The following is a 21,152-nucleotide window of genomic DNA, read 5'->3' on the forward strand; positions in this document are numbered from 1 at the left end:
CAGCGATTGTGGGACACAGCCGGGTCGAATCGGCGTACGGGTCGGATGCCCCTGCGCTTGCATCTTGTGCTCCTGACGAACTCGCGATAGTCCTCGCGCCGGGCCACGAATGTCCCAGTCTGGAGGGCTTTTCGCCGGGGCAGGATTGGTTCCCTGTGGCCGACGGTACCCGCGCCGCCCGAACGCCTGCATGCAGGTCCAGCGGGGCCCGCCCCAGAACAACCTCCTTCGCCGCATCCGTGGTGGAAGGAGGCTGCTTTGCCCGCCGACCTGCATGTCCATACCACGTCATCCGACGCCGCGATGTCGGGCGCACGGCAGGTGGAACTGGCGGCCGCCGTCGGCCTGACGGCGCTGGCCATCACCGACCACAACGCAGTCTCCGCGGTGCCAGGCGCGCAATTCGTGGCCGAACGCTGGGGCGTCGAGGTCGTCGCTGGCGCCGAACTCGACTGCAACTACCACGATACCGACACCCACATCATCGGCCTCTTCCTCGACTTGGAGCGGCCCGACTTCATCAACGGGTTCATCGCCCTGCAGGATCGCTGGCGCGCATGGTGCCTGGAGGTACTGGAGGAGTATCGGCGGGCCACGGGCATCGAGGTATCCTGGGAGGATGTCTACTTCGCCGGCGACGTGCCGGTGGGGGGCGCGCTGGTTGACGCCTTGCAGCGCAAAGGCTACGACGGCCCCATCGCCATCAAGGGAGGCTGGGGATACGGCCCTCCGCAGGCGCGCTTCGTGCCCATGCCGCTCTCGCCGCGGGAGGTCTGTGACCTGGTGCACCTCGGCGGGGGCGTCGCCGTACTGGCGCACACCGTTGAGAAGAAGGCCAACGGTGAGCCAAAGTTCGTTTCCACGAAGTGGACCGAGCCTGCCGATTTCCGCGAGATCCTGGAGCTGGGCATTGACGGCTGGGAATGCTGGCGCGGCGGCCACACGCCCGAGCAGATCGAGTTCATCTTGCACTGGGGCAACCGCCTTGGCCTGCTGCCGGCCGGCGGCTCCGATTTTCACGGGCCCTACCCGCCCGACACCGAACGAGGAAGGCGCGGCGGTTCCTTGCGGCCGCTGGTGCCCGATCGGGCCGTAGAGGCCCTGCGCGCCAAGGCCGAGAGCTATCGCTAGTGGCGTTTCGCTTTTCCAGGAACTCGCGCGCGACTGGGCGCACAGGGCGGGCCTTCGGTGCCGAGCTCCGGTGGTCGCGGCACGAATCCAGGGGGTGAATTAGGGTACACCTCGGGTGTCCCTGCTCTGGCATCTTGTTCCATCCGCGCGACCTTGCGATAGTCCTCACGCCGCGGCATAGGGCGCCAGACCTACGAAAGCTACGAGAAGTACTGGCGGCGCCGAACCAGCACAACAAAGGTGAAAACGCTGATAGCTAGCGGGATGAAGAGGAACGCCAGCACCGAGGCGCTGATGACTTGATCTCCGTCGCCAGCAGCCAATGGTGCGCCCGCCGCTACCAGCGCGATCACGGCCACCAGCGCCAGAATGCGAAGGCTAGTGATCACGATCACGACGTAGTACGCCCACCGCTGGAGCGTGAAGATGCCCCAAAGGATAACGCCGTCGATAACTAGTCCTAAGACGCTCCCCTGCACAATGGCAAGCAGCACGTCCAGGAACAGAAGACCAAGCAGAATGCCCCACGCGGGGTCAGCACGAACCACACTGAAGAGGCGCTTGAACCACTCAGTGCTGCCGGCGACCTCCTGGCCTGGAGCCATTGTCACAGGCTCATCGCTGAGTCCTGTGCTCGCAGCACAAGCGAGGCACAACGTTCCACCGCTTGCGTGGCGTGCGCAAGCCTCGCAGATCTCCTTGTGGCATCTGTCGCAAGCCGCCGTCACGCCGATACGTCCGCAGGTCTGACAGGCAGTTCGCGCGCGGCGCACACAGCGTGGACACTCCTGATCGAACGCAGTGAACTCGTAGCCACACTCTGGGCAGGTTCTCGCCACAGCGTCCCTCTCCATTGCGCAACGCGAAACCTGAGGTCGACCCCGCGAATACTGCCCGCTTTTCAAGTTCAACAGCCTGAGTGTCGCGGACCCAGACCTAGAGTCCTGACGAGCTTGCGATGGTTCTCGCGCCTGGCCACAACGCGCGCCCACCTATAGCGCTTTTCCCCGCGCCAGGATCGTTTCCCTGCGGGCGGAGGAGGCATCAAGGAGGAGCGCCGAATGCGCCTGGCGGCGACGGTTGGATGAACGAGGTCCGCCGCACGCCCCGTAGAAGCAAGCAAGCCCGGCCGTAGCCGGGCTTCCGTCATCTGTCAGCCGCCAGCCTGTATTGGTACCCCCGGCGGGATTCGAACCCGCGATCTTCTGGCTGAGAACCAGATATCCTAGGCCACTAGACGACGGGGGCACACGGTGAAAGAACTCAAACGACACAGGTGAAAGGAGCAACTCAGCGCCGCACACTCGCGACGCCCCTGAATCGCCTCTCTCCTGTCGCCTCTCCCCTCTCAGATCTGGCTGCCGGGCTAGGACTCGAACCTAGAACTTCCTGATCCAGAGTCAGGCGTGCTGCCAATTGCACCACCCGGCATCTCCTGGGATTTTACCATAGTGACTGGGCCGGGTCAACCCTCGGCACGGCTCACGGGGCACGAGGAGCGACGCGTTCAAGCGGTAGGTGCAGCATCCTTCGCTGAAGCTTCGAAGCCTGAAGGCGCGCCCGCCCGGCATCGTGTTCGTCAGAGCTTCGGCGGGACCCGCCGCCCCTTCAGCCGCGCGTAGGTCGGGAGCGGCCCGCCGATGAGCGGGCGTGCGTATTCGATGAACGCCTCAGTCACGAAGTTGCCGCGCTCGTTGATGAACTCGGGCGGCACGGGCTTTTCGGCGTTTGCGACTTCCTCGAGCGGCGCCATCCCGGTGCTCACGCGGTAGGGGGAATTCGACTCGCGAACGAGCGTGATCATCTGCCCGCTCACGCCGTCAACGGCCGCCGCGACCGCTTGCTTACCGACGAGGTATGCCTCCTCCTGATCCACCGGCGACGCGGCGAGGATGGACATGCGCTGGATCGTCCCGGGCTTATCGAAGCGCGCCTTGATCTTGAGGTTGGTCGCGATGGCGTCGCACAGGAAGTCCGCCACGCCGCCGAGCTGCTTGTGGCCGAAGCCGTCTGTGTCCACTGCGCGCTTGGAGGCGACCAACTCCTCCCCTTTCTCGTCGCGCAGCCCCTCGCAGACCGTGATGAGGCAATGGCCGAGGCGGTCGAACGTCGCTTTGACGTCTTCGAGGAACTTGTCCATATCGAACGGCCGCTCGGGGAGATAGATGAGATGCGGCGCGTCGTCGGGGCCTTCCTTGGCGAGAGCGGTGGATGCGGTGATCCAGCCGGTGTTACGCCCCATGGTCTCGACGATTTTCACGTTATCCACGATGCCGATGGCCTCGGTGTCGCGGCCGGCGTCGCGGGTGGCGATGGCGTTGAAGCGAGCGACGCTGCCGTAGCCCGGGCAGTGGTCGGTGTAGGCGAGGTCGTTGTCAACCGTCTTGGGCGCGGCGATGGCGCGCAGCTCGTAGCCCGATTCCTGCGCCAGCTTCTCGACGTGGTGGCAGGTATCGGCGGAATCGTTGCCGCCGACGTACATGAAGTAGCGGATGTCGTGCGCTTGAAGGACTTTGATGATGCGCTCGTAGTCGGCGTCCTTGAGCTTGGTGCGACATGCGCCGAGAGCGGCGCTGGGCGTCTGGCGCAGGCCCTCGATGGTCTCCGGCTTCTCGGCGCGCAGGTCAACCAAGTTCTCGTTGAGCACGCCCTCGATGCCGTGCACCATGCCGTAGATGTCTTTGATCGCGGAGTGGCGCGTCGCCTCCTGGACGACGCCGGCGAGGCTGTTATTGATGACGGCGGTCGGGCCTCCCGACTGACCGACGATGAGATTGCCTGTGAGTTCGGGCATCGCAATCACCTCCAGCGCGCGGCGATTGCACCTTCAGCGCATTGGAGTCGCCGCGAGCACGCGTCTCCCACAGGGCGGGGACGGGCATCCCCGCCCTACCAGACCGCCAGACTTTCTACTTCAGCCACTTGGTGAGCGCGTCGAAGTTGTCGCCGCGCTTCTTCATCAGCAGTTCGACGGCCTCGTCCGCGCTGATCTGCTTATGCACGATCTCGCTGATGGCGACCGCCACGGCGAGCGGATCGTCGGCGCCGGGATAGATCACGTTGCGTCCGACCAACGCGCCCCGCACGCTCGCACCCGCCTTGATGCCGGACGCGAACTCCTTCAGCGTTCCCGTCGGGTCGCCACGCGACTCGCCGCCGAGCATAAGGATCGGGCAAGTTGTGGCGCGCGCGACGCGCTCGTATTCGTCGCAGTAGGGGATCTTCAACCAGGTCAGGCGCGACGTTTCGCCGAGCGCCGTCGCGACGCCCATGATCTTGACCAGGTCGTCCGCGTTCTTCGCGGCCTTCCACTTGCCGCCTTCCTGACGGACGACCAGCGCCTCGACGAAGATGGGAATGCCGAGCGCGACGCAGTCATTGACCGCCTGCGCGGTACAGTCGAGCGTGAGGTTCGAGTTGGGGTCCTCCAGGGCGAGCCGAAACATGGTCTTGGCGCCGTCGAGGTTGAGGTCGGCGATGCTCTGCGCGCTGAAGCAAGTGTAGCGGTCGTCCAACTCCCACGCGCTGCCAGCGAGCCCCGAGCGGTTCATGGAGCCGAGGATGACGCGGTCGTCAAGGAAGCCCGGGCCGCCCTTCTCCTTGACGAGGTGGTGGACGATGAGCAGATCCTCAATGATGTCGGTCGTGCCCATGACGCCGTCCACGCCCGGGCTGCTGATGACGCGCAGCACGCGGGCGAGGTACTCCTGCCGATTGGCCATGCGCACCGGCTCATCGGCGTAGCTGGTGACCATGCGCGCGGGGTGGTCGGCGGCGAGGATGGTCAGCTTGCCGTCCGTGGTCAGGTCCTCGCGGCGCCTGCGCGCCTCCGCCGCCTCGAGGATCGCTTCGGGACGCGAGACGCGCACCTCGGTGATCTGGTCGAAAATCTTGCGCGGGAAGAAATCCTCGTACTTGAACTCGTAACCCTGAACACTGTATGCCATTTGCTCCTCCGCATTCATGGATGGCGACCCGCTCGTTGCCGCAGATACGCCGATTCTGTGGGGTGGGGTTCCCATCCCCGCCGGTCTCGGTGGCAGGCGAGACGCCTGTCCTACTTCTTTTGCTTCAGGGCCTCGCGCGCGGCATCAACGATGAACCGCGCCGTACACCCGCATTCGTCGAGCAGCTCCTCGGGCTCGCCCGATTCGCCGAACCGGTACTGGATGCCGACGAACCGCATCGGGACCGGAGATTCCGCAGTGACCACCTCCGCCACTGCGCTGCCGAATCCGCCCATGACCTGATGCTCCTCGGCGGCGACGATGGCGCCGGTCTCGCTCGCCGCTTTGGCGATGGCCTCGCGGTCAATCGGCTTCACGGTGTGCAGGTTGATGACCCGGGCGCTGACCTTGTCTTCCTTGTCGAGCGTCTCGGCGGCAGTGAGCGCCTCGCCAACCATGTAGCCGCACGCGATGATGCTCAGATCGCTGCCGTCGCGGAAGGTTTCGGCCTTGCCGAGAGTGAACGGCGTCGCGTCGTCGGTGATGACCGGTATCGGCTCGCGGCCGAAGCGGACGTAAGCGGGCCCGTGCATTTCGCCGATGGCGACGGTGGCCTTGCGCGTTTCGACAGCGTCGCAGGCCACGACGACCGTCATGTTCGGCAGGCAGCGCATGAGGGCGATGTCCTCCAGCGCCTGATGGGTGGCGCCGTCGGGGCCGACCGAGATGCCGCCGTGGGCGCCGCCGAGTTTGACGTTGAGGTTCGCGTAACAGACGGTCGTGCGCACCTGATCCCAGGCGCGCCCCGCGACAAACACGCCGTACGTGCACACGAAGGGGATTCTCCCCACCAGGCTGAGCCCCGCGGCGATGTTGGTCATATTCGCCTCGGCGATGCCGGTGCTGAAGAAGCGATCGGGGAACTTGTCCTTGAACCAGTTGGCGCGCGTCGAGGACGTCAGGTCCGCGCCGAGCACGACGACGCGCTCGTCTTTCTCTCCCAGGTCCACCAGACCTAGGCCGTATCCGTCACGTGAAGGCTTCATCTCCGGCATGTCACATCGCTCCTGTTCGCTTCTGTGGTTGCTCCGAGTAAGCGCGGGCTCCCGACGGACCACCTCAGCCCCGGCAGCGGCCGCCCCACGTGAGCGCCGCGCGCCCCCGCTTCTTACCCGTCGGCTCGCTCCAGTTGCTCCTTGGTCGGCTTGGTATCCAGCTCCTTGAGCGCGAGGGCAAGCTGCTCGTCATCGGGCGGGATGCCGTGCCATTCGGCCTGGTTCTCCATGAAGCTGATGCCCTTGCCCTTGACGGTGTGCGCGATGATAGCAGTGGGCGCGCCGCAATTGCATTCCGCCTGATCGAGCGCCGCCATCAACTCCTCGAGGTTGTGCCCGTCGCATTCGATGACATTCCAGCCGAAGCTCGCCCACTTCTCGCAATACGGCTCCAGCCGCATGACCTTCTCGGTGTCGCCGTCAATCTGCAGGCGGTTGCGGTCAACGATGCCGCAGAGATTGTCGAGGTCGTAGTGCGCGGCCGACATCGCGGCCTCCCAGATCTGCCCTTCGTCGGTCTCGCCGTCACCCATGAAGCAGTAGACGCGGAAGTCCTTGTTGTCCATCTTCGCGCCCAATGCCATGCCGACCGCGATACTCAGTCCCTGCCCGAGAGAGCCGCTCGAGGTCTCCAGCCCTGGCAGCTTGAGCATGTGCGGATGCCCCTGGAGCCGCGACCCCAGCTTGCGCAGCGACGTCAGCTCATCGGTGGGCAGGTATCCGGCATGCGCCATGACGGTGTACAGCGCCGGGCAGACGTGACCTTTGGACAGGACGAAGCGGTCGCGGCCCTCCCACTGGTGGTTTTGCGGATCGTGGCGCAGCTTATAGAAGTACAGCGCGACCATGACTTCGACCGAAGACAGGCTGCCGCCGGAGTGACCCGATTTCGCCGCGTTGAGGGAGATCAGGATATCCTTGCGGATGGTCCGGCACAGGTCGTTCAGCTCGGCGACGTCGGGCTTCTGCTTGGCTTTCCTCATTGGGTTGATACCTCGCGTTTGGACAATAGCAGGCCGCAGCCGCGGTCAACAGCCCGCCGGCTGCGGCGATAAGCGGCTTCGACATGCGGGCTGTGTTATCCTTGTCCCAGGCGTGCCCAGGCCTCGCGCAGCACGCGCTTGGCGTTGGCGATCACGAGTTCCGGTTTCTCACCGGGCAGCGGTTTGACTTCGAAGCTCACCACCGGCCGGCTGGTCGGGACGTTCTTCTTGAAATACCCGCCGTAGATGAGCGCCTCGATGAACCTGGTGACCTCGGCGACGTCGTTATCGCCCCCCGGGATGCCGAAGCGCGGATGCATGTCGCCGTAGGCCGGATGCTCCTTCTCGGTCATGAGGCAGTTGCCGATATGCACGTGGATGAGGTGGTCTATTGCGGCGATCACCATGTCGTGTGGGGTCTCTCCCAGCAGCGGCAAGTGGCTGAGGTCAATGGTCAGGCCGAAGTTGCTGTTTGCCTCCTTCACCGCCTCCGCCACCTTGGCCGCGTGGTCCGTCGGACCGATGAGGCAGCGCTTGTCTATCGTGCGGTCGAAGTTCTCGAGCGAAACGGCAAGCTGGTAGTCCTCGCCCTTTTCCTGCGCGTAGGCGCAGACCTGCTGCAACGAGTCCGCCAGCAGCTCCATCGCGCGCGGTCGGTCCGCGTCTCCCGGATCGGGGCCGCTGAGCACGGCCATGATGCGCGCGCCCATCTCGTAGGCCATGTCAACCGAGACCTTGCACTCCTCGATGGCCTTCTTCCGTCCCGCGTCGTCGAGGTCGTTGAGGCTCAGCTTCTGCCCGAGCAAGGGGGGTTGGCCGGCGAAGATGACCTCCACGTGGGCGGTGTCGAGCATCTGCCGCGCCTGCTTGCGCGCCTGCGGATCCTTGATGCGCGTGATCTCCACCGCGGTGAAGAAGTCGTCGCGCAGGATCGCTTCGAGGCTGTCCAGGACAATCGGCCCCTCCCCTTTCGCGGCCTCGGGATAGGCCATCGGGTGAATGATGCCGACGTGGCATAGGGATTCGATCGCGTCCGTCATGGTTCCATTCCTTTCGAGCGATTCACGTCATAGGTCGGACCTTTCGCGTGTCCGCTGGCATCCGCGAAAGGCCCGTGTAGGCCATCTACCCGCGCTCAGGATTGGCGCGCCCGCTCCATACTCCCGGCAGTCAGAAGTTGAGGATTACCCCTCCAACTGATGCACCCACGCGTGATCGGCGTCGTCGCGCGGCCGCATCACGCGTTCCGGCCCGGCGAGCATCCACAGGTAATACACCTTGTAGCCGGGCGCGGCCGCGACGGGGTGATACCCCTTCGGTATCACCACGGTGTCGCCGTCCTTGATCGCATACACTTCATCAATGCCGCCGTCCGCGGTGTAGATGCGCTGGATGCCAAACCCCTGCGGCGGATCCACGCGGAAGTAGTAGATCTCCTCGAGCTTCACTTCGTCGGGTAAGCTGGCGACGTCGTGCTTGTGCGGGGGATAGCTCGACCATGCGCCCGGCTCGTTATACGTCTCACCGACCAGGAGGCGCTGAGCGGGCACGTCGGCGCCCACGATGTCCTGCACCTCGCGCCGCCAGTTGTGCGCACCGACGGTGCGCGACTTGACATCGCTCGGGGGGATGAGGCGCGGCTTTGGCCCCGCGTCAGCCCGGGCCTTGCACATCGCGATCTGCACTCCGGAGTCGCCAGCCGTCACCGAGAACGGGCTGCCCGCAGGCAGGTACGCCGCGGTCGCCTTGCCGTCGAAGACATCCTGGCGGGTGCCGACGTTCTCCCACTCCCCGCCGCTGCTCTCGATGCTGCACCGGCCGCCGAGGATGACGACGGTGGCCTCGTACTCGCCGGTCTCCCCGGCCCAGTGCTCACCCGCGCCCAACCGCAGTAAGCCGAACTCGAGGTATTCGAGTCCATGTTTCTCGCGCGAGATGACGGGCGTGTAGCCCGCTTGTGGCGAAACGCGGTGTAGCAGTTCCAACGCAGCCTCCGTGGACAACGACCCAATGCAGCCACGCCGGCCGAGCGGCCGACCGCCGTATGCTACCATAGCGAAAAACGCGTGTCAACCGAGGGCCAATGACGACGCTGACGGGCGGCCGAGGCGCGTTGGGCCGCCGCTCAGCGCCGACCCGCTGATACGGATCCACCCACGCGACCGAGCTACCTTCAGCCGCCCGTGCGACGCACTTGCCGACGGCCCCGGTCAGCGCACAACGGCGTGCAGGGCGACCGGCGGCCGGCGCAGAATCACTGCGCCGGAGGTGGCGCGATGAAGGTCGGCGACGTGATGACCCGGGATGTCGTAACCGCGTCCGAGGACGCCTCGGTGGCCGAGGTCGCCGAGCTGATGCAAGAGCACAACATCTCTTCGGTGCCGGTGCTCGACCGCGCCGGGAAACTCACGGGCATCGTCTCCGAGGGAGATCTCGTGCGCGAACTCCTGCCGCAGTACGGCGAGATGATCCAGGAAGACCGTTACCGCGTAGACCCCGAATACCCGGAGCAAAGAGCGGCGGAGTTGCGCCACCGCCCAGTGAAAGGGATTATGACGAGGCCGGTTATCACGACCACGGAGGCCACGGCGCTGCTCAGGGCGGCCGCGATGCTCCAACTCAAGCGCATCAAGCGCCTGGATGTGGTCTAAGGCGATGAGATCGTGGGCCTGCTCAGCCGCCGCGACATCACCATCGCCCTCCTGGTCGAGCAGCGGTAGTCCCCCGCGCCGACAGCCCTCGTGGGCTGCGCCGGCGTGCAGGCGTTCGCTCTGGGCGCACACCGAAGGGTTTCGACTGCCCGCTCGAGGCACGCGGCTCCGCGGCCGAGGCAAACGCCGGCGCCGCGGCTCGCGCAGTCCCACTCCCGGCGCTCATGCCCCACAGCCGTGCCCTACGGCCAGCGATGGCTCGCGGGGTCGAGTCTGTGAAGAAATGCACAAGCCTCTTGACGGCGTGCATGCGCGGTGCTAAGATTGTCCCGGTGGAAGCGACTGGTTGGACCCGTGGCGCGTCTCGTTCGCCTGACGGCGACGTTCCGGGCTGAGGCCGCCGGGGCAGTGCACCTGCGGTCAATGCGTGTTCGCCCGACGATGTTTGTGGCCGAGACCGCCGCAGGAGGGTGGCGGCGGTCGGTGCATGTCCGAGACGGCGATTAGCAGGCGCGCCCGTGCGTCTGCTCGGAGGCAATAGTGGAGTTTCCGCGGGGTGATGAGCGCGTTTCCGCTGACCCTGATTTCCTGGAGCAGGTCGCGGCGCGCAGCGGTGAGAAGATTGCGGCATGCTACCAGTGCGCCAAGTGCACCGCCGGCTGCCCGATGGCGGCTGAAACGGATCTCACGCCCAACCAGGTGATGCGGTGCATCCAGTTGGGCTTGCGCGATCGCGTTCTCGGCGCGTCCGGCATCTGGACCTGCACGTCATGCACGACGTGCACCACTCGCTGCCCGCGCGACATTGACCTCGCGCGCGTCATGGACACCCTGCGCGCGATCGCTCTCGAATCCGGCGTCAAGCCGGCCCAACCGCAAGTCCCGCTGTTCTATCGCATCTTCCTCGGCCTGGTGCGCCGAGGCGGGCGCCAGAACGAAGTGCCGCTGATGGCCGCCTACGGCCTGATGACCCGCAACCCCTTTAAGGATCTGCTCCTCGGTCAGCGTATGTTCCTCAAGGGGAAACTCAATCCCTTCGGTCCCAAGGTGCGCAACGTCGAGCAGGTGCGCCGCATCTTCGAGCGCGCCGAGGCCCGCTCAAGGGACGCCCGCAAATCGACCCGCGACAAATCGGAGCGCGCTCCCGGCACGCCCGCCGGCGACCGCGAATCCGCAGAGGCCGGAGAAGCATGGAAGTAGCCTACTACCCGGGTTGCTCGCTGCACGCGACGGCGAAGGAGTTCGACCTCTCGACGCGCGCCGTGTGTGGCGCGCTGGGGCTCAAGCTGGTCGAGATAGAGGACTGGAACTGCTGCGGCGCAACCGCGGACCACGCGATGAGTGACGATCTCGCCGTGGGGCTAGCCGGGCGCAACCTGGCGCTCGCGGCGCGGCAAGGCATGACCGCGGTGCTCGCGCCGTGCGCCGCCTGTTTCGGGCGTCTGAAGCATGCGGCGAAGGCTCTCGCGGCGGGCGCCGGCGAGCTTCCCGACGATCTCGACGACCAGGCCGCCGCGGCAGTCAAGGTGTACAACATCCTCGACGCGCTGCTCCACCTGGTCGGGGTGGAGCGCCTGCAGGAGCAAGTCACGAAGCCCATCTCCGGCCTGCGCCCAGCGGCGTATTACGGCTGCCTTCTCGTGCGGCCGCCCGAGATCGCGGAGTTCGACGACCCGGAGAACCCGACCTCGATGGAGCGGATCCTGGGCGCGGTCGGGGCGGAACCGGTTGAGTGGTACCACAAGGTCGAGTGCTGCGGCGCGAGTCTGGCGGTGACCAACACGCCGTCGGCGGTGCGGCTGGTCGCTGACATCCTCACGCATGCGCAGTCCGCCGGAGCGAACTGCGTCGCGGTCGCCTGCCCCATGTGCCAGACCAACCTGGACACGAGGCAGGCGGCAGCAGGCCAGCGATCGGGCGCAGAACTGGACTTACCGATCCTGTACATCACTGAGCTGGTGGGGCTGGCGTTGGGGCTCGATCCGAAGCAGCTCGGTCTCGGGCGGCATATTGTGGATGCGACGCGCCTGGTGAAGGTCGCGTTCGAGCACCCCGAACAGCCAGCCGCAGCCGGAGGTTAATGTGCGCAGAGTAGGCGTCTTCGTCTGCTGGTGCGGTTCGAATATAGCGAAGACGGTTGACGTCCAGAAGGTCGTTGCTGAGGCCACCAAGCTGCCCGGCGTCGTCTACGCGGCGGAGTACAAGTACATGTGCTCCGAGCCGGGGCAGAAGATGATCCAGGACGCGATCAGGGAGCACGACCTCGATGCCGTAGTCGTGGCGTCCTGCTCGCCGACGCTCCACGAGACGACCTTCCAGAATTGCATCGCGGGGGCGGGACTCAACCCATACGTGTTCCAGATGGCGAACATCCGCGAGCAGTGCTCGTGGGTGCATTCCGACCGCGATGAGGCCACGGCGAAGGCGCTCGATGAGACCGCGATGGCAGTCGCCGTGGCGACCAAGGGCAAGCAACTGTCGCGCTCGGAGATGCCGATCACCAAGCGCGCCCTGGTCATCGGCGGCGGCATTGCCGGCATTCAGGCGGCGCTCGACATCGCGGATGCCGGCCACCCGGTGGTGCTCGTCGAGCGCTCTCCTTCGATCGGCGGGCGCATGGCGCAGTTCGACAAGACCTTCCCCACCATGGACTGCTCGGCGTGCATCCTGACGCCGAAGATGGTGGACGCGGCGAAGCATCCCAACATTACGCTCTACACCTACTCGGAGGTCGAGAACGTCTCGGGCTACGTGGGCAACTTCGAGGTGACCATCCGCAAGCGCGCGCGATCCGTCAACGCCGACAAGTGCACGGGCTGCGGCGTGTGCGAGGAGAAGTGCCCGACCAGAGTAGCGAGCGAGTTCGAGGCCGGACTGGGCACGCGCAAGGCGATCTACCGCCCGTTTGCGCAGGCCGTGCCCAACCTCCCGGTGATCGACCGCGAGAACTGCCGCTATTTCCGCAGCCTCGCCGCGGCTGAGGATGCGGGCGACGGCAAGCCCGCCAAGGGCAAGTGCGGGGTCTGTGCCAAGATTTGCCCGGCGGAGGCGGTGGACTACGAGCAGGGCGACGAACTGATCAACGAGCAGTTCGGCGCCATCGTCGTCGCGACCGGCTGCGACCTCTACGACTCGTCGCGGATGACCGAGTACGGCGGCGGCCAGTTCGCCGACGTCATCACCGGCGAGCAATTCGAACGGCTGGTCAACGTGGGCGGCCCCACCGAAGGGCACATCGTGCGCCCCTCGAACCACGAGGAGCCGAAGACGGTGGTGTTCATTCAATGCGTCGGGTCGCGTGATGACACCAAGGGGTATCCGTACTGCTCCAAGGTATGCTGCATGTACACCGCCACGCACGCGACGCTGGTCAAGGAGAAGCTGCCCAACGCAGAGGTGTACGTGTTCTACATGGACATTCGCGCGGCGGGGAAGGGCTACGAGGAGTTCGTGCGGCGCGCTCAGGAGGAGTTGGGGGTCAAATACCTGCGCGGGCGGGTGAGCCGCATCTACCCCGAGGGAGGCAAGCTGCGGGTCAAGGGCGCGGACAGCCTGGCGGGGGTGCCGGTGGAGATAGATGCCGACCTCGTCGTGTTGGCGACGGCGCTGCGGGCGCGCGAGGACGTCGCCGAAGTCGCGCGCATGCTCAACATCCAGACCGACCAGTACGGCTTCTTCAGCGAGGCGCACCTGAAACTGCGCCCGGTGGAGAACCTCTTCGCAGGGATCTACCTTGCCGGCGCGTGCCAGTACCCGCGCGATATCCCCGACACCGTGGCTGCGGCGAGCGGCGCCGCCGCCAAGGTATGCGCGCTGTTCTCGAAGGACTCGATCCTGAGCGAACCTCTGATCGCCGAGGTCGATGCCGCGCGGTGCAGCGGGTGCCTGACGTGCAAGGAGATCTGCCCCTTCGATGCCATCGAAGGTGAGGTCATAACCGACCGCATGACGCGCGAGGAGCGCACGGTGGCGAAGGTCAACGAGGCGGTGTGCCAGGGCTGCGGCGGGTGTGTCGCCGCTTGCCGCTCGGCGGCGCTCAACCTTCGCGGTTACGCCGACGAGCAGATTCTCGCCGGGATGGAGGCGCTATGTCGGCCGTAGAGGAGAAGACCGAGGGACCGGCGCCGGCCCAGGCGAGCGACGGCCGCGACCAGGGCCCGCGCCTGCTGGCGTTCCTCTGTCGCTGGTGCAGCTATGCCGGCGCGGATCTCGCCGGGGGCGGCAGGCTCCAGTACCCGGCGAACGTCCGCATCCTGCGCGTGCCGTGTTCGGCGCGGGTGGACCCGGCGTTCGTGCTGCGCGCGTTTCGCCTAGGCATGGACGGCGTGCTCGTTGCAGGATGCCATCCCGGGGACTGCCACTACAGCGAAGGGAACTTCTACACCCGGCGGCGCATGGCCATCTTCACGCCGTGGCTGGAATACCTGGGGATACACCCGAAGCGCTTTCGCCTGGAATGGGTCAGCGCCTCGGAGGGCCACCGCTTTGCCGAGGTCATTCGCGAGATGGTGGCGGACCTCGAGGAATTGCAGCGACTAGGGGAATTGCCGGCAGCGCCGGCGGAGATATCGCCGCGAGATGCGGCTCCCACGAGCGAACATGGCTGACATCGAGCAACGGATACGAGAAGAGGCCAAGCGCGCGCTGCAGGAGAACCGCGCGGCGTGTGTCATCGGTTTCCGCCAGGGACGCAAGCCGTGGCGCGTCACGCCGCATTTCGCCACCACGCCGGAGGAAGTTGACGACCTCGTCTGGAACGCCGCCTGCGCCGGAAACCTTGCGACGTATGTCATCGCGGCGCCGAAGCCGGTTGCCGTGGTGCTCAAGGGGTGCGACGCGCGCGCCCTCGCGGTCCTGCTCCAGGAACATCAGATCGAGCGGGATCAGGTGTACGTCATCGGCGTCCCCTGCGCGGGAATGATTGACCTCGACCGGCTGGAGCCGGCGAACTCGGCGACGTGGGAGAACGTCGCGGGCCTCGACAGCGATTCCGCGGATGTCGTGGTCACCGCCGCCGGACAGGAACACGGCGTTCCGCGCGACCAGGCGCTGCTGGCGCGGTGCCACGCGTGCGCCCACCCGATGCCTCAGTTGTACGACGTTCTGGTTGGCGAGCCCGTCGAGGCTTCGCGCTCGGACGAGACCGCGTACGCCCGGGTGGCGGAAATCGAAGCAATGGCTCCGCTCGCCCGCCGACAGTACTGGCTCGAACAGTTCGAGCGCTGCATTCGCTGCAATGCGTGCCGGAATGTGTGCCCGTTGTGCTACTGCCGCGACTGCATCGCCGACATCCGCGAGCCGCGCTTCGTCGCCCGCCAGCCGAACCCCGAGGACAACTTGCTCTTCCAGTGCGTGCGGGCATGGCATGCAGCGGGGCGCTGCGTGGACTGCGGCGAGTGCGAGCGGGCGTGCCCGATGGACATACCGCTGCGCGAACTCGGCCGCAAGCTCGAGAAAGAACTGCACGAGCTGTTCGGATACGAGGCTGGAACGGACACCGACGTGCCGCCGTTCCTCGCGCAGTTCGCGGACAGCGACGAGGACAAGAGCGTTGCGGGGCACGAGTGATGCCTGACTACACGATAGCGAAAGACAAGGCCGTTGAGTGGCTTGCGCGCCTCGGCGAGCGATACGCCATCTACGCGCCGGGAGCCGACGGGATGGCCTTCGAGCGCACCGCGGACTATGGGTCCGCCCTGCAGCCCAGCGGCAATACCCGCAGGCCACCCAAGGAGGCGTTCTTCCCGGCCAGCCAGACGCTGCTGACCTTCCGCCGGAGCGAAGACGGCATGGAAATCGCAGAGGCGGTGTCCGACTCAGCGCAAGCGGAGCCGCGTCTGCTGGTTGGAGTGCGGCCCTGCGACGCGACGGCATTGAGTCTGCTGGACACCGTGTTCTCGCAGGAGTACAGCGGCTACGAGGACCCGTACTACCGTTCCGCGCGGTCGGCGATACCCGTGATCAGCCTGGTCTGCGCCGAACCGCTGGAGGGGTGCTTCTGCGGCGACGCGCCGGGGGTTGACCTGGCGTCGCCGCCTGCCGATGTCGTCCTGACCGACCTCGGCGACAGGTATTTCGCCGAGGCGAAGAGCGAGACGGGTCAGGAACTGGTGGCGGCGGGCAGTGAATGGTTCCAGGCGGCCGGAGACGACGACCGGGCGGCCCGAGACAATGCGGCGAGTGACCTGCGGGCGCGCACGGCGGAGGGCCTGCCGCTGGCCGAGATGCGAGAGAAGCTGGCCGGGCTGCACGAGTCGCCGTTGTGGAAGGAGCTGTCCCAGAAGTGCGTGCGCTGCGGGGTGTGCAGTTTCCTGTGCCCGACGTGTCACTGCTTCGACATTCAGGACGAGATGCTCGGCACGACGGGGTGCCGCTACCGCTGTTGGGATACGTGTCAATTCACTGATTTCACTCTCATGACCAGCGGCGAGAACCCGCGGCGCGATCCCGCCGAGCGTCTCAAGCAGCGCATCTGCCACAAGCTGGAGTACCTTCCCGAGCGCACTGACGCGGTCTATTGTGTGGGCTGCGGGCGGTGCGTTCGCCTATGTCCGGTGGGCATGGACGTGCGCGAGACGATAGTCGCCCTTGCCGCGGCCCCGGCGGCGGGGGCCCACGAGGAGTCGTCCGGTGCCTAACAGGAGCAACCCATACCTGCCGGACGCCGCGCGCATTGAGGAGGTGCGCGTCGAGACGCCGGATACGAAGACCTTCAAGGTCGTCTTCTGCGACGATGACCCCCGCGCGGGGTTCGCGTACCGCCCCGGCCAGTTCGCCGAGGTCTCCGTGTTCGGGGTCGGCGAAGCGCCGTTCTCCATCACTTCGACGCCCACCAGAGCTGGATTCCTGGAGTTCAGCATCAAGCGTATGGGGCGCGTGACGCGCGCGCTGCACGAGATGATCGGCGGCGAGGGGATCGGCGTGCGCGGGCCGTACGGCAACAACTTCCCGGTTGACGAGTGGCGGGGCAAGCGGTTGCTGTTCATCGGCGGAGGCATCGGCCTCGCGCCGCTGCGGTCGGCGATCAACTACTGCCTCGATAACCGCGGCGACTACGGCGACATTGACATCATCTACGGCGCGCGCAGCCCCGCGGACCTCGTCTTCAAGCCGGAGCTCGAGCAGTGGGCGAACCGCGATGACATGACGCTGCACCTAACGGTTGACGCCGGCGACGATGAATGGACCGGGCGCGTCGGCTTCGTCCCGGCGGTTCTGGCCGAGCTGGGCCCGTCGCCCGAGGGCATCATCACGATCACGTGCGGGCCGCCGATCATGATTCGCCTGGTGCTTCAGGGGCTGGCGCAACTGGGGTTCAGCGACGAGCAGATTGTGACCACGCTCGAGATGCGGATGAAGTGCGGAATCGGCAAATGCGGGCGCTGCAATATCGGGCGCTCGTATGTGTGCGTGGACGGGCCCGTGTACAACCTGGCACAACTCAGGCAATTAGGCGCCGAGCATTAGGGGGACATATGCCCGGAGAAGCTCCCGAGCCGACCATCGCTCGCCTCGCGCTCTACCTACGCTGCTTGCGCGTAGCGCAGCGCGACGGCGTCGAGACGATGTCCTCGGCGGACATCGAGCAGAGCACCGGTATCAGCTCGGGCCAGGTGCGCAAGGACCTCTCATACTTCGGCGAGTTCGGCAAGCCGGGGATGGGCTACTCCGTCGCCCCGCTCGTCGCGCGGCTGAGCCACATCATGCGCCTCGACCGCGAGCAGCCGGTGCTCATCGTGGGCGCCGGGAACCTGGGCACAGCATTGGCCGGCTATGCCAACTTCGCGGCGTCCAGTTTCCGCGTCGCCGCAATCTACGACAACAACTTCAACAAGATCGGCCGCAAGGTGTGGGAACTGGAGATCCTGGACGTCCAGCGCATGACCGAGATCAACCGCGAGATGAACGTCCGCCTCGGGATCATCGCGACCCCCGCTGGCGCGGCGCGTGAAGTCGCCGACATGATGGTCCGCAGCGGCGTCAAGGCGATACTCAACTTCGCGCCCGTGCGGCTTGCCGCACCCGAGGGCGCGGTAGTGCGTAACGTTGATCTGACCCAGGAGCTCGAGATACTGAGCTACTTTCTGCCCGAAACGTAGCGGCCGGGACGATGCGAGCTCGCACAGCGCGACCGACGCGACGGACGAGAACATCATGAACGACCAGGCTGGACAGACGACCCACGAGCATGTCGAGCCCCTTGACCTGGCGCCCTTGGCGGACATCATCGCGCGCCACCACGCCGCGGCCGGCGGGGCATTGATTCCGGTGCTCCAGGAAGCCCAGGCGCACTACGGCTTCCTACCCGAAGCCGTGGTGGAGGAGACCGCGCGAGGACTCGGCCTGCCGGTAAGCACGGTGTACGGCGTCGTTACATTCTACGCGCAGTTCCACCTAACGCCGCGCGGACGCTACACCATTCGGAGCTGCCAGGGCACGGCGTGCCACGTCAAGGGCGGCAAGACGGTACTCGGAGCCATCGAGCGCGCGCTCGGCATCAGGTCCGGCGAGACGACGCACGATCTGCGCTTCACCCTCGAGACGGTCGCGTGCCTGGGATGCTGCTTTCTCGCCCCTGCAATCATGATCGACGACCAGTATTTCGGCAATCTGACGCCGCGCGACGTGGACTCCGCGCTGGAACAGTTCAAGTGAGATCCGACACCACGCAACTGCCATCTCTGCGCAGCCCAGACGATCTGCGGCAATACCGGGCGCGACTTCGGGAGCAGCATGATCCGCAACGCCCGCGCCTGCGAGTCTGCATGACCGGGTGCCGGGCATTCGGCGCAGTCGGCTTGCGGGACGCGCTGGCGCGGGAGATAGAACAGCAAGGGCTGGCGCAGGACGTCGATCTGGTCGAGACCGGGTGCCACGGCTTTTGCGCCGGCGCCCCGGTGATGGCGGTCGACCCCCACGGGTTCTTTTACCAGCGCGTGCGGCCGGAAAATGCCAGCGAGATAGTCTCCGTCACCGTGAAAGGCGGACAGCCGGTTGAGCGGCTCGCCTATAGAGGTGCCGACAAAGCACGGCTCATTCGACGCGAGCAGATGCCGTTCTTCAGCGGTCAACGTTTCGTGGTGCTGCGCAACTGCGGGCAGATTGACCCCAAGCGAATCGAGGAGTACATCCGACGCGACGGGTACGCCGCCCTGGCTCGGGTCCTCTCCTCTCTCAGCCCCCAGGATGTCGTTGAGGAGGTCAAAGCATCCGGCCTACGCGGGCGTGGGGGCGCAGGATTCCCCACCGGGCGAAAATGGGAGCTGGCGGCATCCTCCCCAGGCGACGACAAGTACCTGATCTGCAACGGCGACGAAGGTGACCCCGGCGCGTTCATGGACCGCGGTGTGCTCGAGGGCGATCCCCACTCAGTGATCGAGGGCATGGCCATCGCCGCCTACGCGATCGGCGCGCGCGAAGGCTACCTGTACGTGCGGGCGGAGTATCCGATCGCGGTCGAGCACCTTGGCATTGCGATTGCGCAGGCCGAGCAGATGGGCCTGCTCGGCGACAACATCCTGGGCGCGGATTTCAGCTTCCGCGTCAAGCTCAAGGAGGGCGCCGGCGCATTTGTGTGCGGCGAGGAAACCGCTCTCATGGCGTCCATTGAGGGCAAGCGCGGCATGCCGCGACCGCGACCGCCCTTCCCCGCGCAGTCGGGCCTGTGGGGCAAGCCGACCAATATCAACAACGTCGAGACGTTTGCCAACATAGCCCCGATCGTCCTCAACGGCGCGGAATGGTTCTCGTCCATGGGCACGGAGAACAGCAAGGGAACGAAAGTGTTTTCGCTTGCGGGTAAGGTGGTCAACACGGGCCTCGTCGAGGTGCCGATGGGCATCACGCTCCGTGAGGTCATTTTCGACGTCGGGGGCGGCATCCAGCGCGGGCGCGAGTTCAAGGCGGCACAGATGGGCGGGCCGTCCGGCGGCTGTGTCCCTCACGCGCATCTCGATCTGCCGATTGACTATGAATCGCTCACGGGCATCGGCTCGATAATGGGTTCCGGTGGAATGATCGTCGTGGATCAGGGAACCTGCATAGTCGACCTCGCACGGTTCTTCCTCAACTTCGTCCAGGCCGAATCCTGCGGCAAGTGCGTGCCCTGTCGCATCGGCACGCGGCGCATGTTGGAGATCCTCACGCGCATCACGCAGGGGGAAGGCCGCGAGGAGGACCTTGATGCTCTGGAACGCCTGGGGCGAGTCATCAAGGACAGCTCGCTGTGCGGCCTGGGGCAGACCGCGCCCAATCCGGTGCTGTCGACGATACGGTATTTCCGCGAGGAGTATCTGGCGCACATCCGCGATCGGTGCTGTCCCGCCGGGGTATGCCACGATATCGTAACATACGTCATTGACACCGAACTGTGTACGGGATGCGGCGCGTGCGCCCGGAAGTGCCCGCAGAACGCGATCACCGGCGAGAAGAAGCAGCCGCACGTGATAGACGCTGCCACGTGCGTCAAGTGCGGGGTCTGCTTTGACCTGTGCAAGTTCGAAGCGGTGCGGACTCGTTGACGGTTAGCCACGAGCGTCGAGCGTGATTCATGAGCCGAGACGACGTAAAGCTGAACATTGACGGACGGGAGGTCGCGGTGCCCCGCGGCGCGACCGTAATGGAGGGCGCCGATCGGGTCGGCATTCGCATCCCGCGCCTCTGCTATCATCCGCAGCTGGAGCCTTTCGCGGGCTGCCGCTTGTGCGTGGTCGAGGTGGAGGGCATGCGCACCCTGGCCGCATCGTGCGCGCTGCCCGCGGCCCCGAACATGGTTGTCCGCACGGACACCGATCGTGTGATTGCGGCCCGGCGTCTAGCCGTCGAGCTGCTGCTGTCGGATCATCCCGCCGACTGCCTGACGTGCGAGTTGTGCGGCAAGTGCGAGCTTCAGGAATACGCCTACGAACTCGGCGTGCGCGAATCTCCGTTCATCGGCGAGCGTCATTACGATGTGGTGGACGACACCAACCCGTGCTTCTACCGCGAGTACGCGAAGTGCATCCTGTGCGGACGCTGCGTGAGCATGTGCCGCGACATCGTCGGCGCCGCGGCGATTGACTTCGCGCACCGCGGGTTCGAGTGCCGCGTCGCAAGCCCCTTCGGGCGGCCGCTGCAAGAGACCACGTGTGTGTTTTGCGGGCAGTGCGTGCAGGCATGTCCGACGGGCGCGCTCGTCGAGCGCACTCGCGCAGGCACCGGGCGCGAGTGGGATTTCGCGACCGTGCGCACGGTCTGCGGCTACTGCGGCGTCGGCTGCGGGCTTGTGTTCTTCCTGAAGGATGGGCAGATTGTCAAGGTCGAAGGCGACGAGGGGACTCCCGCCAACCGGGGACGGACGTGCGTCAAGGGCCGCTTTGGCTGGGACTTCCTGACGCGCGAGGACCG

General features: G+C 66.0%; 20 protein-coding genes and 2 tRNA genes. 13 read left to right on the forward strand and 9 right to left on the reverse strand.

Translation table 11 applies throughout. From position 1 onward, the window contains the following. Positions 1-258 precede the first annotated feature (258 nt). On the forward strand, positions 259-1,131 hold the full coding sequence (locus tag JSV65_08540; GenBank protein UCH36387.1) for a PHP domain-containing protein: 873 nt from the start codon (positions 259-261) through the stop codon (positions 1,129-1,131). A 200-nt stretch (positions 1,132-1,331) separates the two neighbouring features. Here the strand turns inward: JSV65_08540 and JSV65_08545 are convergent, their stop codons facing one another. From JSV65_08545 to iolB, 9 genes are all read right to left on the reverse strand, one after another. Then, positions 1,332-1,736: a hypothetical protein gene (locus tag JSV65_08545; GenBank protein UCH36388.1), complete on the reverse strand. Its 405-nt coding sequence runs from the start codon at positions 1,734-1,736 to the stop codon at positions 1,332-1,334. A gap of 566 nt (positions 1,737-2,302) precedes the next feature. Beyond that, positions 2,303-2,379: transfer RNA gene (locus tag JSV65_08550), tRNA-Glu, on the reverse strand. A gap of 107 nt (positions 2,380-2,486) precedes the next feature. Continuing rightward, positions 2,487-2,562, reverse strand: a tRNA-Gln gene (locus JSV65_08555). Between the two features lie 148 nt (positions 2,563-2,710). Continuing rightward, positions 2,711-3,925: a 6-phosphofructokinase gene (locus JSV65_08560; GenBank protein UCH36389.1), complete on the reverse strand. Its 1,215-nt coding sequence runs from the start codon at positions 3,923-3,925 to the stop codon at positions 2,711-2,713. A gap of 115 nt (positions 3,926-4,040) precedes the next feature. Further along, the gene (locus tag JSV65_08565; GenBank protein UCH36390.1) at positions 4,041-5,078 is read right to left on the reverse strand and encodes a deoxyribose-phosphate aldolase; all 1,038 of its coding nucleotides are present in this window, start codon (positions 5,076-5,078) and stop codon (positions 4,041-4,043) included. 110 nt (positions 5,079-5,188) lie between these two features. After that, complete coding sequence (locus JSV65_08570) at positions 5,189-6,133, reverse strand: transketolase family protein (GenBank protein ID UCH36391.1); 945 nt, start codon at positions 6,131-6,133, stop codon at positions 5,189-5,191. Positions 6,134-6,246: 113 nt separating this feature from the next. After that, entirely contained in the window at positions 6,247-7,116 is an 870-nt protein-coding gene (locus JSV65_08575; GenBank protein UCH36392.1) for a transketolase, read from the reverse strand. Between the two features lie 95 nt (positions 7,117-7,211). After that, positions 7,212-8,156: a sugar phosphate isomerase/epimerase gene (locus JSV65_08580; GenBank protein UCH36393.1), complete on the reverse strand. Its 945-nt coding sequence runs from the start codon at positions 8,154-8,156 to the stop codon at positions 7,212-7,214. Positions 8,157-8,300: 144 nt separating this feature from the next. Continuing rightward, on the reverse strand, positions 8,301-9,101 hold the full coding sequence (gene iolB, locus JSV65_08585; GenBank protein ID UCH36394.1) for a 5-deoxy-glucuronate isomerase: 801 nt from the start codon (positions 9,099-9,101) through the stop codon (positions 8,301-8,303). 291 nt (positions 9,102-9,392) lie between these two features. On the opposite strand from iolB, the gene JSV65_08590 reads away from it, so the two are divergent. The 12 genes from JSV65_08590 to JSV65_08645 form a co-directional block, all read left to right on the forward strand. After that, complete coding sequence (locus JSV65_08590) at positions 9,393-9,767, forward strand: CBS domain-containing protein (GenBank protein ID UCH36395.1); 375 nt, start codon at positions 9,393-9,395, stop codon at positions 9,765-9,767. Positions 9,768-10,307: 540 nt separating this feature from the next. Further along, on the forward strand, positions 10,308-10,967 hold the full coding sequence (locus tag JSV65_08595) for a 4Fe-4S dicluster domain-containing protein (GenBank protein UCH36396.1): 660 nt from the start codon (positions 10,308-10,310) through the stop codon (positions 10,965-10,967). Beyond that, positions 10,958-11,848 (forward strand): CoB--CoM heterodisulfide reductase iron-sulfur subunit B family protein, encoded by an 891-nt coding sequence (locus JSV65_08600; protein UCH36397.1) that lies wholly within the window; start codon positions 10,958-10,960, stop codon positions 11,846-11,848. Before JSV65_08595 ends, JSV65_08600 begins: the two co-directional genes overlap by 10 nt. Position 11,849: 1 nt before the next feature. Further along, positions 11,850-13,868 carry a CoB--CoM heterodisulfide reductase iron-sulfur subunit A family protein gene (locus JSV65_08605; GenBank protein ID UCH36398.1) on the forward strand — a complete coding sequence of 673 codons (2,019 nt, stop codon included), beginning with the start codon at positions 11,850-11,852 and terminating at the stop codon, positions 13,866-13,868. Then, on the forward strand, positions 13,856-14,374 hold the full coding sequence (locus JSV65_08610; GenBank protein UCH36399.1) for a hydrogenase iron-sulfur subunit: 519 nt from the start codon (positions 13,856-13,858) through the stop codon (positions 14,372-14,374). The genes JSV65_08605 and JSV65_08610 overlap by 13 nt, the downstream gene beginning before the upstream one ends. Then, positions 14,367-15,335 carry a Coenzyme F420 hydrogenase/dehydrogenase, beta subunit C-terminal domain gene (locus JSV65_08615; GenBank protein ID UCH36400.1) on the forward strand — a complete coding sequence of 323 codons (969 nt, stop codon included), beginning with the start codon at positions 14,367-14,369 and terminating at the stop codon, positions 15,333-15,335. Before JSV65_08610 ends, JSV65_08615 begins: the two co-directional genes overlap by 8 nt. Next, positions 15,335-16,405 (forward strand): 4Fe-4S dicluster domain-containing protein, encoded by a 1,071-nt coding sequence (locus tag JSV65_08620; GenBank protein ID UCH36401.1) that lies wholly within the window; start codon positions 15,335-15,337, stop codon positions 16,403-16,405. The genes JSV65_08615 and JSV65_08620 overlap by 1 nt, the downstream gene beginning before the upstream one ends. Beyond that, the gene (locus JSV65_08625) at positions 16,398-17,234 is read left to right on the forward strand and encodes an FAD/NAD(P)-binding protein (protein ID UCH36402.1); all 837 of its coding nucleotides are present in this window, start codon (positions 16,398-16,400) and stop codon (positions 17,232-17,234) included. The genes JSV65_08620 and JSV65_08625 overlap by 8 nt, the downstream gene beginning before the upstream one ends. Before the next feature lie 8 nt (positions 17,235-17,242). Then, positions 17,243-17,866: a redox-sensing transcriptional repressor Rex gene (locus JSV65_08630; GenBank protein UCH36403.1), complete on the forward strand. Its 624-nt coding sequence runs from the start codon at positions 17,243-17,245 to the stop codon at positions 17,864-17,866. A gap of 55 nt (positions 17,867-17,921) precedes the next feature. Continuing rightward, positions 17,922-18,422: an NADH-quinone oxidoreductase subunit NuoE gene (gene nuoE, locus JSV65_08635; protein UCH36404.1), complete on the forward strand. Its 501-nt coding sequence runs from the start codon at positions 17,922-17,924 to the stop codon at positions 18,420-18,422. 110 nt (positions 18,423-18,532) lie between these two features. Continuing rightward, on the forward strand, positions 18,533-20,287 hold the full coding sequence (locus tag JSV65_08640) for an NADH-quinone oxidoreductase subunit NuoF (protein ID UCH36405.1): 1,755 nt from the start codon (positions 18,533-18,535) through the stop codon (positions 20,285-20,287). A gap of 29 nt (positions 20,288-20,316) precedes the next feature. Continuing rightward, positions 20,317-21,152 (forward strand): (2Fe-2S)-binding protein (locus JSV65_08645; protein UCH36406.1); only part of this gene is annotated, 836 nt, incomplete at its 3' end.

Source organism: Armatimonadota bacterium (genome assembly GCA_020354555.1).
Classification (GTDB): Bacteria; Armatimonadota; Hebobacteria.